At 70.5% G+C, this 11,992-nt stretch carries 14 protein-coding genes; 7 read left to right on the forward strand and 7 right to left on the reverse strand.

Features of this window, described 5'->3' with window-relative positions; translation table 11 throughout:
• Positions 1-61: 61 nt before the first annotated feature.
• From JJ691_RS45560 to JJ691_RS45580, 5 genes are read right to left on the reverse strand one after another with little or no spacing between them, the layout of a single operon-like run.
• Positions 62-1,345 carry a S53 family peptidase gene (locus tag JJ691_RS45560; protein ID WP_211765603.1) on the reverse strand — a complete coding sequence of 428 codons (1,284 nt, stop codon included), beginning with the start codon at positions 1,343-1,345 and terminating at the stop codon, positions 62-64.
• Positions 1,346-1,357: 12 nt separating this feature from the next.
• Complete coding sequence (locus tag JJ691_RS45565; protein ID WP_211765604.1) at positions 1,358-2,608, reverse strand: S53 family peptidase; 1,251 nt, start codon at positions 2,606-2,608, stop codon at positions 1,358-1,360.
• 31 nt (positions 2,609-2,639) lie between these two features.
• Positions 2,640-4,118, reverse strand: a complete 1,479-nt coding sequence (locus JJ691_RS45570) for a 1,4-alpha-glucan branching protein domain-containing protein (protein ID WP_211765605.1) — start codon at positions 4,116-4,118, stop codon at positions 2,640-2,642.
• Positions 4,115-4,840, reverse strand: coding sequence for a class I SAM-dependent methyltransferase (locus JJ691_RS45575; RefSeq protein WP_211765606.1), 726 nt, complete (start codon positions 4,838-4,840; stop codon positions 4,115-4,117). Before JJ691_RS45575 ends, JJ691_RS45570 begins: the two co-directional genes overlap by 4 nt.
• A 10-nt stretch (positions 4,841-4,850) precedes the next feature.
• Positions 4,851-5,267 (reverse strand): VOC family protein, encoded by a 417-nt coding sequence (locus JJ691_RS45580; protein ID WP_211765607.1) that lies wholly within the window; start codon positions 5,265-5,267, stop codon positions 4,851-4,853.
• A gap of 30 nt (positions 5,268-5,297) precedes the next feature.
• Between JJ691_RS45580 and JJ691_RS45585 the strand changes: the two genes are divergently transcribed.
• Both JJ691_RS45585 and JJ691_RS45590 read left to right on the forward strand, forming a co-directional pair.
• Positions 5,298-5,822 carry a GNAT family N-acetyltransferase gene (locus JJ691_RS45585; protein ID WP_211765608.1) on the forward strand — a complete coding sequence of 175 codons (525 nt, stop codon included), beginning with the start codon at positions 5,298-5,300 and terminating at the stop codon, positions 5,820-5,822.
• A gap of 49 nt (positions 5,823-5,871) precedes the next feature.
• Positions 5,872-6,591, forward strand: coding sequence for a hypothetical protein (locus JJ691_RS45590; protein WP_211765609.1), 720 nt, complete (start codon positions 5,872-5,874; stop codon positions 6,589-6,591).
• Between the two features lies 1 nt (position 6,592).
• Here JJ691_RS45590 and JJ691_RS45595 read toward each other — a convergent pair whose 3' ends face one another.
• Positions 6,593-6,874, reverse strand: coding sequence for a hypothetical protein (locus JJ691_RS45595; protein WP_211765610.1), 282 nt, complete (start codon positions 6,872-6,874; stop codon positions 6,593-6,595).
• Positions 6,875-7,036: 162 nt separating this feature from the next.
• Between JJ691_RS45595 and JJ691_RS45600 the strand changes: the two genes are divergently transcribed.
• Complete coding sequence (locus JJ691_RS45600) at positions 7,037-7,207, forward strand: hypothetical protein (protein ID WP_211765611.1); 171 nt, start codon at positions 7,037-7,039, stop codon at positions 7,205-7,207.
• Between the two features lie 104 nt (positions 7,208-7,311).
• Here the strand turns inward: JJ691_RS45600 and JJ691_RS45605 are convergent, their stop codons facing one another.
• Positions 7,312-8,154 (reverse strand): DegV family protein, encoded by an 843-nt coding sequence (locus JJ691_RS45605; RefSeq protein ID WP_211765612.1) that lies wholly within the window; start codon positions 8,152-8,154, stop codon positions 7,312-7,314.
• A 212-nt stretch (positions 8,155-8,366) separates the two neighbouring features.
• Between JJ691_RS45605 and JJ691_RS45610 the strand changes: the two genes are divergently transcribed.
• From JJ691_RS45610 to JJ691_RS45625, 4 genes are all read left to right on the forward strand, one after another.
• On the forward strand, positions 8,367-9,149 hold the full coding sequence (locus JJ691_RS45610) for an electron transfer flavoprotein subunit beta/FixA family protein (RefSeq protein ID WP_211765613.1): 783 nt from the start codon (positions 8,367-8,369) through the stop codon (positions 9,147-9,149).
• A gap of 24 nt (positions 9,150-9,173) precedes the next feature.
• Positions 9,174-10,127, forward strand: coding sequence for an electron transfer flavoprotein subunit alpha/FixB family protein (locus JJ691_RS45615; RefSeq protein ID WP_211765614.1), 954 nt, complete (start codon positions 9,174-9,176; stop codon positions 10,125-10,127).
• Between the two features lie 243 nt (positions 10,128-10,370).
• Positions 10,371-11,135 (forward strand): GNAT family N-acetyltransferase, encoded by a 765-nt coding sequence (locus JJ691_RS45620; RefSeq protein WP_211765615.1) that lies wholly within the window; start codon positions 10,371-10,373, stop codon positions 11,133-11,135.
• Positions 11,132-11,986: a lysophospholipid acyltransferase family protein gene (locus JJ691_RS45625; RefSeq protein ID WP_211765616.1), complete on the forward strand. Its 855-nt coding sequence runs from the start codon at positions 11,132-11,134 to the stop codon at positions 11,984-11,986. Before JJ691_RS45620 ends, JJ691_RS45625 begins: the two co-directional genes overlap by 4 nt.
• The last annotated feature ends 6 nt before the right edge of the window (positions 11,987-11,992 follow it).

Here is an 11,992-nt window from a genome sequence, read left to right on the forward strand (position 1 = left end):
CCGGCCCCGGGGCTACTCGGCGGTAGCCCCGGAACCGCGGCGCACGTCGTTGAAACGTGTTCTAGTGCAGGTGGACCAGGTCGGCGACGAACTTCGCGGCGTCCACGGTGCCGACGCCGGTGGCCTGGTCATAGCCGGGCACGGCGTCGAAACCGGTGGACTCGGGCGTGGCGGCGGTGTCGGCGGTGTTGCCGACGGTGATGTCGACCAGGCCGCGGGCGTGTTCGGCGTAGAGGCGGTAGATGTCGTTGTCGATCACGCCGAACCGGTGCCCCGCGGCCTGGGCGGCCAGGGTGACCAGGCCGGCGAACATCGGAGCCGACTGGCTGGTGCCGCCGCCGGGCCACCAGCCGGTCTGGGCCGGCGCGAAGCTGGTGTAGATCCACAGGCCGCCGTCGGGATCGGCGTCGAGGCTGATGTCCGGCGTGCCACGGGTCGCGCCGACCACCGACTTCACCCCGTTCTGGTACGCGGGGCGCTGGAACACCTTCGACCGGTAGCCGCCGCTGCCGATCCAGGCGCTGTCCACGGTCAGCCGCTTGCCGGCGTCGTCCAGGTTGAGGTGGGTGCCGCCGACGGCCGTGACGAGCGGGTCGGAGGCCGGCCAGAAGCCGCCGACGTTCGGGATGCCGCCGCCGTCGCCGGAGCTGGCGGCGAGGGTGGCGCCGTGGTTGACGGCGTTCTGGAAGGCGTAGCGCAGGCTGGTCAGCGCGGTGTAGTCGCCGAGGTCGTAGCCGGGGAAGTGCGCCTCCCGGGCGCCCCAGCTCATCGACACGGCGTCGACGCCGCCCTGGTTCACCAGATGGTTCAGCGCGCTCATCATCTCCGGCACGCCGACGCCGTCATTGGTCTGGTCCACGGCGGTCTCGGCGACCACGATCTTCGCGCCGGGGGCGACCGTGTGCGCGGCCTCGACGTCGAGCGCGGTCTCCTGAGCCCAGCCGACCTGGTCGTCATTGGTCGGGTCGAACGGCGGGACGTTGCCCCACTTGAACACGTCGACCTGCGTGTCGGGCAGCCCGAACTGCTTGTCGAACACGTCCAGGTCGTGCTGCACGGTCGGCGAGCCGAACGCCTCCAGCAGCACGATGGTCCGACCCTTGCCGGTGATTCCCTTGCTGTGCAAGGGATCGAGGTCATATGCCGACCGCAGCTGGGCCGGCGAGTAGCAGTGCGTCTGGAACTTGGCCACGCATTCGCTGGTGGGCAGCGGCGCCGGCTGGAAACCGACGTCGGCCAACGGCTTCAGCGGGGCGACGGTGATCGCGGCGGCGACCGGGCCGCTGACCGGCAGCACGGCGACGGCCAGCGCGGCCACCAGTGCGACACGCGAGACTCTGGACATGGGTGGGCCTCCTCAGCGCAACTCGGCGATGAACTTGGCCGCGTCGAGGGTGCCGACGCCAGTGGCCTGGTCGTAGCCCGGACCGGCCGGGTATCCGGTGCTGCCCGTGTTGCCGGCGGTGACGTCCACGATGCCCTTGGCGTGCTGCGCGTTCAGCCGGTAGAGGTCGTTGTCGATCTGGCCGAGCCGGTGTCCGATGGCCTGGTCGGCCAGTGCCACCACACCGGCGAACAGCGGCGAGGCCTGACTGGTGCCGCCGCCGAGCCACCAGCCGGGGGCCTTCGGGTCGTAGCTGGAGTAGATCCACAGGCCGCCGTCGGGGTCGGCGTCCATGCTGACGTCGGGGGTGCCGCGCTTGGCGCCGACCACGGACTTGACGCTGTTCTGGTAGGCGGGCCGGTCGAAGACCTGCGAGACGTAGCCGCCGCTGCCGGTCCAGGCGCTGTCGGGGGACAGCCGCTTGCCCGAGTTGTCCAGGTCGAGGTGGGTGCCGCCGATGGCCGTGACGAGCGGGTCGGACGAGGGCCAGAACCCGCCGGTGCCGGCCTTCGCGCCGCCGCCGTCGCCGGAGCTGGCGGCCAACGTCACGCCGTGCCTGGCGGCGTTCTGGAAGGCGTAGCGCAGCGTGGTCAGCGAGGTGTAGTCGCCGACGTCGTAGCCGGGGAAGTGCCGCTCGCCGGTGCCCCAGCTCATCGACACGACATCGCCCTCGCCGGCGTTGACCAGGTGGTTGACCGCGCTCATCATCTCCGGCACGCCGACCGGGCCGTCGGTCTCGGCGATCCCGGTCTCGACCAGCACGATCTTCGCGCCGGGGGCGACGGCGTGCGCGGCCTCGACGTCCAGCGTGCTCTCGCCGGCCCAGCCGTTCTGGTCGGCGTTCGTCGGGTCGAACGGCGGCACCTCGCCCCACTCGAGCACCTCGACCGGGGTGTCGGGCAGCCCGAACTGCTTGTCGAACACCTCCAGGTCGTGCTGGACGGTCGGCGAGCCGAACGAGTCGACGATCACGATCGTCCGGCCCTTGCCGGTGATTCCCTTGGCATACAAGGGGTTCACGTCGTAGGCGGCCTGTAGCTGCTGCGGCGAGTAGCAGTGCGTCTTGAGCTGGGCCAGGCACTGGTCGGTGGGCAGCGGCGCGGGCTGGACCGCGGTGTGCTGCAACGGGGTCATGGGCGTCACGGCGACCGCGGCCGCTCCGGTGGCGGGCAGCGTCGCCGCGACGAGGGCGGCGATCAGAACCGTACGTGCGGGATTCGACACGAACGGTGAACCTAGCGGCGACGTCGGGTTGTCAACACCCTCTTGCGTCTAGAGTCCCGAACAAGCCGTCCCGAACGCGCAGCTCGGCGGCGACATCGACCGCTTTGTCCCGTGCGCCAAGGCGAATCAGGTCCGCCAGGTGGGAAAACCCGTCGGCATGGCTTGACGCGCGGTGCCGGGCGTAGTCGGCCGCCGAGTCCTTGGTGACCATGAACGCCCAGTCGCTGGACAGCGCCAGCAGCGCCTCTCGCAGCAGCTGGTCGGCCACCGGGTCGCGGACATCGCTGGGGCGTAACGTGTCCAGCAGGGTCCGCTGCAACCGGGCGTTGGCGTCGACCATGTCCTGCACCTGCTCGCCGTCCCAGACCCGCCAGTCCTTGCCCGACCCCCAGGACGACGCCGGCAGCTCCACCGGTGCGCCCAGGTGCCCGGCCTCCAGAGCGCCCCGCAGCGTGGTCACCCGGACGCCGGCTTCCGGCAACGCCGTCAGCACCGCGTCCAGCCACGCCGGCCCTTCGTGCCACCAGTGCCCGAACAGCTCGGTGTCGTAGGCGGCGACCACCAGGCCCGGCTTCGGCAGCGAACGCAGCCTGCGCACCACCGTGTCCACGAAGTCGGCGGCGTGCTTCTGCACGGCGACGGCCGCCAATTCGGGCTCGTACGGCCGTTTCTGCTCCGGCGGCACGTTCTTTCCGGTGACCCGCGACGGCTTCAGGCCGGACGGGTGGTCGTAGGTGTGGAAGTCACGGTAGACGGCGTCGCCCGGGTAGCCGGCCTTCGGTGACCAGACCCGGTACGTCACCTCAAGGTCCCGGCCGAAGCAGACCACGTCGCTGTCGCCGACCGGGTGCGCGGCCGAGGTGTCGCCGTGCAGGGCCGGACCGTCCACAAGGAACCGTTGCACGCCGGCCTCGGCGTAACCCTGTTCCATGCCAGGGGAATAGCCGCACTCCGGGGCCCAGATGCCCGCTGGGCGCGTGCCGATGCGGTGCTCGGTGTCGGCCAGCCCGGTGTTCAGCGCGAACCGGCGGATCCGCTCGTCCAGCAGCGGCTGGAAGGGATGTGTCGCCGGGCCGCCGAGCAGTTCGATCACACCGGAGTCGACCAGCCGGCGCAGCACCGGCGAGAACCCGTGCCGCCACTTGGTTTCGAAGTCGTTCAGTGCCTTGGCCGACGCCCGGTGCTCCGCCGCCGCGAGGTCCTTCAGCAGCGGATCTGTCCACCGGGTCGCCGCGAAGTCCGCCCGCAGCTGCCAGTTGCCCAGCCAGTCGTGGAAGGCTCGCAGGCAGTAGGGATCGTCCAGCTGCGCCGCCAGCACCGGCGTGACGCCCAGCGTCAGCACGTCGTGCTTTCCTTGCGCCGCATAGCGTTCCAGCAGGTCCACCACCGGCAGGTAGGAGTGCGCCCAGGCCTGGTAGAGCCATTCCTCGCCGACCGGCCAGGAGCCGTGGTGGGCCAGCCAGGGCAGGTGGCTGTGCACCACCAGGCAGAAGGTCCCCTCCTCGGTCACCGCTTCACCGCCACCGCGACCAGGTCCAGGCTGCCGTCCACGTCGTCCCCGGTGATCACGAAGTCGTCCGCCGTCACCGCTGTCACCTCGGTCAGCAGGTCATCCGGCCAGCCGCCGTCGCCCAGCACCACCTCGACCTGCCGCTCGATGATCGTCTCGTCGATGCCCGGCCCGTGTCGCAGCCCTGCCAGGCTCGCCACCTCGAACCCGGCCTCCCGCAGCAGTTCGTCCAATTCGGACGGTGCGAGTTCCCTGGTGTGGAACGGATTCAGCGGCGTGTCCCGCCCCGGTGAGAACGTGATCCGGTTCGGTGTCGTCACCAACAGCCGCCCGCCCGGCCGCAGCACCCGCCGGCACTCGACCAGGAAGCCGTGCTGGTCCCACAGGTGCTCGATCACCTGGAGATTCGCCACCACGTCCACCGTCGCGTCGGCCAGCGGCAGCGTCGCCAGGTTGCCCCGGACCGTGTGCACCCTGGGGTAGGTCCGGCGCACGTGCTCCGCCGTCAACCGGTCGTAGTCCAGCGCCAGCACTCGGCGAGCCACCCCCGCCAGCAGGTCCGCGCCGTAGCCTTCGCCGCACCCCGCCTCCAGCACCGTCGCCCCCGCGCAGTGCGGGGCCAGGGCCAGGTAGGCCGCCTCGTGCCGGCGGAACCAGTAGTTCTCCTCCGGGATGCCCGGGACTGTTCGTTCCCCGGTCAGGGGCAGCGGCTCGGCTGTCACCCCGCGAACCCTACCTGCCGGTAGCCGGCGCGCTGACCCGGAGCACGTTGCCGTCGGGATCGTGCAGGCGCATCTCGTAGTTGCCCCACGGCCGCACCACCGGCGGCTCCGCCACCCGCGCGCCGCGGTCGGTCCACTCCTGGAACAGGGCGTCGACCTGGTCGGCGGTGTGCACGTCGAGGTGCAGCCAGGTGGTGTGCTCCCCGGGCTTCTGGGTCAGGATGATCTGCACCGCGTCCCGGCCCACGATCGCCGTCCCGGGCTGGTCGGGCTCGTCGTCGATCAGGAACCGGCCCTCGGCGTCCGACCACCGCCACCCCGCCCGGAAGCCCAGCACCTGGACGTAGAACCGCAGGCTGGCGGCGACGCTGTCGACCAGCAGGTTCGGCCGGCAGTCGAAGATGGCCTCGCTGTTATTCGGATGCATGGCCGCCATCGTCCTGCTGCACTGGTGCGCATGCCACGTCTGGTGCTGCCGGGAGTCGAGCTGCGGGCCTCGTTCGTCGAGGCGATGCGGGAGTTCCAGGCCGAGGGGCGCGGGCAGGAGCATGACCAGTCGATGGTGGGCGACGAGATCCGGGACGGCCGCTGGGAGACGGCGGAGGGGTTCGAGGCCTACGCGGCGGACCTGAACGCGAAGGCGGTCCGGACGCCACCGCCGGGAAAGGTTCGGGGCACGACCTGGTGGTGGTGCGAGGGCACGACCTACCTGGGCCGGATCGCGCTGCGGCACGAGCTGACGGAGAGCCTGCGCAAGAAAGGCGGCCACGTGGGCTACGACGTGCGGCCGACGGCCCGGCGGCAGGGGCACGCCACGGCGATGCTGGCGGCGGTGCTGCCGAAGGCCAGAGAGCGGAGGCTGGCCCAGGTGTTGATCACGTGCGACGAGGACAACGTGGCCTCGCGGAAGGTGATCGAGGCCAACGGGGGCGAGCTGGAGTTCCGGGGCGACGGCATTCGGCGGTACTGGGTCGCCACCTGAGTAACGGCCCGGACCACCGCGGCGAAACGCCTCACAAGGGGGATTCGCCATGCGTGTCCGACTGTTGTTGATCATTGCCGCGATGGTTGTCGTCGCGGGCTGCCAGGGCGGCCCGAGCCCGAGCGCCGAGTCCACGACGACAGCCACGACCACGTCCCGAAAACCGGTGCGGACGACCACGCCGCCGCCGCGGACCACGCCGAAGCCGGACGCCAGCACCCCGCATCACACGGTGCGGTTCCGGATGCAGATCCACGACGCCAACCACGACGCCGTGAACATCCCGGCCACGTCCAACCCGAACCCGGCCCGCGACCCGAAGTCGGCCGCGCAGATCCGCCAGGACCCGGCGCTGGTCTCGGACCGGGCGGCCCAGGAACGGGCGGCGGCCAGCCTGGACTGCGACCACGCCGACCCGTTGCAGGGCAAGGACGATCCGAACCTGCCGCTGGCCACCTGCGGCGGCACGGAGTTCATGGAGCTGCTCGACCGGGTCCTGCTCGACGGCAGCATGATCGCCAACGCCACCTACGGCCCGGGCGGCCCGTTGCCGGACCGCTGGGACGTGACGGTCACCCTCACCCCGGCCGGCGGGAAGATCATGGTCGACACCGCGCCGAAGAACGCGAACGTGCTGCTGATGATGCTGTTCGACGGCGAGACGGTGGCCGCGACGGGGTTGGACGCGAATACCGCCGGCACGCTCGAGTTCACCTTCGGCAAGGAGGACGACGCCCGGCAGGTGGCGGCGGTCATCGACAACCGCTGACTCAGTGGTTGTTGATCATGGCGGCCAGGTCGCGGGCCTGTTGCCCGGTGCAGAAGACCTTGATGTCGTGGTCCATCGTGTTGGTGACCGGGATGTTGACCTGGACGTGGCCGTCCACCACGAGCGCGAGTTCGGAGGGGTGGGACGTGCAGTAGGCGGTCCAGGTCTTCAGGCCCTCGGGTGTGAACGTCAGGATGAGGTTCCACTCGTCGCCGGAGACGTGCTGGTAGCCGGCGTGGTCGATCGACTTGCCATCCAGGAGCGCCTGCGCGAGCAGGTACACCAGGCCATAGTCGTTGCACGCGGCAAGCGGCAGGGCCTGGAGATCGTGTCCGTTGAGCGGGTCCGCTTGGTGCAGTCGGTGCCGGCGAGGGCGGCCTGCCGCGCGGCGGGGTCGTAGTTGATGCCTGGAGCCCGGCGGACATTGAGGGCTCGATCGAAATCCGTGATCGGCGTCCCGGAGCCGCCCGCGGCGGGGGTGGCCACCACCGGGCGGAGGAGAACCGTCTTGTGCGGCGTGCCGGCGTGGGGCCTCGGTGTGATCACGGGCGAGGGCGTCGGAGTCCACGACGTCGTTGTCGTCGGCGTCGGCTCCGAGGCCGACGGCGTGGACTGACAGCCCCCCAGAGCTGCCAGTGCCAGAACAAGACCGAGCACACGTGTGCGCATTACAGATTCCCCCCGTGGCACCGAATTCCCCGGGAGGGTAATGCCTGGCGCCTAGACCGGCGACACCGTCACGCCGATCGCTCCCGGGCCGAGGTGCGCGAAGACCGCGGAGCTGGCCTGGGTGAGCACGAAGTTGCGGGCGCGGGGGATCCGCTTCTTGAGGGTGTCCAGCAGGGTGACGGCCCGCTCGTCCGGGCCGTAGTGCTGCACGGCCACGTCGACCTGGTCGTTGCCAGCCCGCTTCACGGCGGCGTCGACCAGCTTCTTGATGGCACGGTCGGTGCCCATCGCGCGGCCGGACGGCGCCACCTGGCCGTTCTTCACGGTCAGCAGGGGCTTCATCGACAGGGCGGTGCCCAGCAGCGCCTGCGCGGCCCCGATCCGCCCACCCTTGCGCAGGTACTCCAGGGTGTCCACGTAGATCAGCTCGGTGCCGGTGGAGTATCGCCGCTGGGCGGCGGCGATCACCTGTCGAACGTCCCAGCCGGCCCCGGCGGCCTGAGCGGCGGCCAGCGCGGCGTAGCCGAGACTCATGCTTATCGCCGAGGTGTCCACGACGTGCACCGGCACGCTGGCCTGGGCGGCCGCCTGTCTGGCCACCTCGCAGGTCTGCGACAACTTCTCCGAGATGTGCAGCGACACCACTGCGTCCACGCCCTGCGCGGCGGCGTCCTGGTAGGTCCAGAAGAACGCGCCGGGATCCGGGGGCGAGGTGGACACCGAGCTCCCGGCCTGCATGGCCTTGATCAAATCCTCTGGCGCGACCCACGCCTCCTCGTCGAACCGATCTCCCACCTGAAGCTGTAACTGAACAACGGCCACTCCCGATGTAGTGGCCAGTTGCGGCGGCAGACAGGCGCTGGAGTCGGTCACGACGGCTACACGACGCCTCATGGGCCAGCAGGCTATCCGGGCTGACGCATGCCTGCATATGGGTGACGACCAATCGGCCGCACCGTCGGTGCCCACGCGTGCCCGTGTAGTGCGAGGATGCGCGTGAGAACTCTCACGCCACCGGAGTGCTTGCCCGCGTTTGCGCCTGTGCTACCCGCCGGTAACATTCTGGTGGTTGAACACCCCAGCGCTCAGGAGGTCGAAGGAGACCGATGAACATCGTCGTCCTGGTCAAGCAGGTGCCTGACACCTACTCCGAGCGCAAGCTCGCCGACTCCGACCACACCCTGGACCGGGAGTCGGCTGACGCGGTGCTCGACGAGATCAACGAGCGCGCCGTCGAAGAAGCGCTGCAGCTCCAGTCCGCGCACGGCGGCGAGGTCACCGTCGTCAGCGTCGGCCCGGACCGCGCCACCGACGCCATCCGCAAGGCGCTGTCCATGGGCGCCGACAAGGCCGTCCACGTCAGCGACGAGGCGCTGCACGGCTCGGACGCGATCGCCACCGCCAAGGTGCTGGCTAAGGCCGTCGGCACGATCGAGGGCGTCGACCTGGTGCTGGCCGGCAACGAGGCCACCGACGGCCGCGTCGGCGCGGTGCCGGCGATGGTCGCCGAGCTGCTGGGCCTGCCGGCGCTGACCCACGCCCGCAAGGTCGAGGTGGACGGCTCCAGCGTCAAGGTCGAGCGTGAGACCGACGAAGGCGTGCTGCACCTGACCGCCGCGCTGCCCGCGGTGATCAGCGTCAACGAGAAGATCAACGAGCCGCGCTACCCCTCGTTCAAGGGCATCATGGCGGCCAAGAAGAAGCCGGTGACCACGCTGACCGTGGCCGACCTCGGCGTCGACGCCGCTGAGCTGGGCATCGAAGGCTCCTGGAGCAAGGTGCTGGAGTCCGCGCCGAAGCCGCCGCGCTCGGCCGGCCAGCGCGTCGAGGACGAGGGCGACGGCGGCACGAAGGTCGCCGAGTACCTCGTCGGCCAGAAGCTGATCTGACGAACTGACGAGGAGGAAACAGACATGGCAGAGGTCCTGGTCCTCGTCGACCACGTCGACGGCGAGGTCAAGAAGGTCACCCACGAGCTGCTCACCGCGGGCCGCCGCCTCGGCGAGGCCAGCGCGGTCGTCGTCGGCGCCCCCGGCACCGCGGCCAAGCTGAAGGACGCCCTGGCCGCGCACGGCGCCGCCAAGGTGTACGTCGCCGAGTCCGACGACGCCGCCAACCAGCTGGTCACCCCCGAGGTGGACGTGCTGGCCGCGCTGGTCGGCTCGGCCGCCCCGGCGGCCGTCCTGGTCGCCGCGACCGCCCGCGGCAAGGAGATCGCCGGCCGGCTGGCCATCCGCGTCGGCTCCGGCGTGCTGGTCGACGCCACCGAGGTCAACGGCGACGGCACCGTCGGCCAGTCCATCTTCGGCGGCGCGTACAACGTCAAGGCGCAGGCCACCAAGGGCGTGCCGGTGATCTCGCTGCGTCCGGGCGCGGTCGAGGCCGAGAACGCCGAGGGCGCGGCGGCCGAGGAGACCGTGGCGGTGCCGGCCGGCAGCGCCGTCGTCACCATCACCGGCCGTGAGCCGCTGGCCGGTGGCGACCGCCCCGAGCTGACCGAGGCCTCGGTGGTCGTCTCCGGTGGCCGCGGTGTGGCCAGCGCGGAGAACTTCGCCGTGGTCGAGGCCCTGGCCGACGCCCTGGGCGGCGCGGTCGGCGCATCCCGCGCGGCGGTGGACTCCGGCTACTACCCGCACCAGTTCCAGGTCGGCCAGACCGGCAAGACGGTGTCCCCGCAGCTGTACATCGCGCTGGGCATCTCCGGCGCCATCCAGCACCGGGCCGGCATGCAGACCTCGAAGACGATCATCGCGGTCAACAAGGACGCGGAGGCGCCGATCTTCGAGATCGCCGACTTCGGTGTGGTCGGCGACCTGTTCAAGGTCGCGCCGCAGCTCACCGAGGAAGTGCAGAAGCGCAAGGGCTGACCGTTTTTGAGTACGGGGGCGGTTCCCATTAACATGGGCACCGGACGAGCTCGGGCGACGTGTGTCCGCGGAAAGCGCGGACCACGTCGCCCGTTGTTATATCTGGGGGACAGCCCCCAGACCCCCGTGATTCATATCCACTTAACGCTAAATTCACGTCGGCCGGCAATTAGCTCAAGCGTCATTTTCGCGTAAACGGACATACCCTTCGCAGTACGGGTCACGCCGGGTAGACCAGATGCCATGACGCGGTCGCAACTGCTGGTCAGCAGCCCGGAAACGGCTCCGGGCACGCCCCGTTACTCGCTGCTCGTGGCACGCGACAACGAGGAGGTGCGGGCCGCCCAGCGGCTGCGGCACCTGGTGTTCGCCGAGGAAATGGGCGCCACCCTGCATTCCATCGCCGAGGGCGTCGACGCCGACGAGTTCGACGACCGTTGCGATCACCTGGTCGTCCGTGAGGACGAGACCGGCGAGATCGTCGGCACGTATCGGATGCTGCCGCCGGAGTACGCCGACGGCGGCCTCTACAGCGAGACCGAGTTCGATCTCCGCAATCTTTCCGACCTGCGCCCGGCGCTGGTCGAGACCGGCCGCTCCTGCGTGCACCCGGACCACCGCAACGGCTCGGTGGTCGGCCTGGTCTGGGCCGGCATCGCCCGCTACATGCTGCTGTCCGGCCACAAGTGGCTGGCCGGCTGCGCCTCCGTGCCGTTGGCCGACGGCGGCTCGTACGCCGCGGGCGTGTGGAACGCCGTCGCGGCCAAGCACCTCTCGCCCGAGGAGTTCCGGGTCACGCCGCTCAACCCGTGGAACCCGGAGTCGGTCGAGGCACCGTCGCGCACGGTGCTGCCGCCGCTGCTCAAGGGCTACCTGCGGCTGGGCACCTGGGTCTGCGGCCGCCCCGCCCACGACCCGGACTTCGGCGTCGCCGACCTGTTCGTGCTGCTGTCCATGGACCGGGTCGACCAGCGCTACCTCAAGTTCTTCCTGGGGCAGACCGCATGAGCGCGCACGCGTGGATGCCGAACTCCCCGTGCGACACGAGCTGCGTCACCGGCGGCACGTTCCGCCGGGTGTCGATCGTTCGGGTGATGCTGCGGGTGCTGACCGCGCTTGTGGTGCTGCTCAGCGGCCTGCTGATCGTGGTGGCCAAGCCGGTGCTGCGGTCCAACACCCGGCACGCGATCCGTCGCTGGTTCGCCAGCCTGGTGCGGGCCTTCGGGGTGCGTGTCGAGGTGCACGGTGACGCCAGGTTCCAGGCCACGCCCGGCCGTGGTGTGCTGGTGGTCAGCAACCACGTGTCCTGGCTGGACTCGCTGACGCTCAACGCCGTGCAGCCGATGGCCATGGTGGCCAAGCTCGACATCAAGGGCTGGCCGCTGCTGGGCAAGCTGATCTCCGCCGCCGGCTCGGTGTTCATCGACCGGGAGCGGCTGACCAGGCTGCCGGAGACGGTGTCGGAGCTGGGCGAGGCGCTGCGCAACGGCCTGGCCATCGGCACCAACCCGGAGGGCACCACCTGGTGCGGCATCTCCTCCGGCCGGTTCCGCCCGGCGCTGTTCCAGGCCGCCCTGGACGCCGGTGTGCCGGTCCGCCCGGTGGCGCTGCGCTACCGCGTGGCCGACGGCACGACCGCCCGTCCAGCGGCGTTCGTCGGCACCGAGGACCTGGTCACCGCGATGCGCCGGGTGCTGCGGCTGCGCGGCCTGGTCGTCGAGGTGCACGTGCTGCCCGAGATCGCCCCCGGCCGCGCCGACAACCGGCGTGATCTGGCTCTCATTGCCGAGGCCGACGTGGCCGAAGCGCTCGGAACGACAGTTGCTTTGCACAAAGAACTGGACTTCCAGCGCGCCTGAGGTTGC

It is taken from the genome of Kutzneria sp. CA-103260, assembly GCF_018263855.1.
Classification (GTDB): Bacteria; Actinomycetota; Actinomycetes; order Mycobacteriales; family Pseudonocardiaceae; genus Kutzneria.

Coding starts and splice junctions, on each gene's coding strand:
- JJ691_RS45560 (WP_211765603.1), bottom strand. CDS start 1,345: ATGTCCAGAGTCTCGCGTGTCGCACTGGTGGCCGCGCTGGCCGTCGCC.
- JJ691_RS45580 (WP_211765607.1), bottom strand. CDS start 5,267: ATGCATCCGAATAACAGCGAGGCCATCTTCGACTGCCGGCCGAACCTG.
- JJ691_RS45585 (WP_211765608.1), top strand. CDS start 5,298: ATGCCACGTCTGGTGCTGCCGGGAGTCGAGCTGCGGGCCTCGTTCGTC.
- JJ691_RS45590 (WP_211765609.1), top strand. CDS start 5,872: ATGCGTGTCCGACTGTTGTTGATCATTGCCGCGATGGTTGTCGTCGCG.
- JJ691_RS45605 (WP_211765612.1), bottom strand. CDS start 8,154: ATGAGGCGTCGTGTAGCCGTCGTGACCGACTCCAGCGCCTGTCTGCCG.
- JJ691_RS45610 (WP_211765613.1), top strand. CDS start 8,367: ATGAACATCGTCGTCCTGGTCAAGCAGGTGCCTGACACCTACTCCGAG.
- JJ691_RS45615 (WP_211765614.1), top strand. CDS start 9,174: ATGGCAGAGGTCCTGGTCCTCGTCGACCACGTCGACGGCGAGGTCAAG.
- JJ691_RS45620 (WP_211765615.1), top strand. CDS start 10,371: ATGACGCGGTCGCAACTGCTGGTCAGCAGCCCGGAAACGGCTCCGGGC.
- JJ691_RS45625 (WP_211765616.1), top strand. CDS start 11,132: ATGAGCGCGCACGCGTGGATGCCGAACTCCCCGTGCGACACGAGCTGC.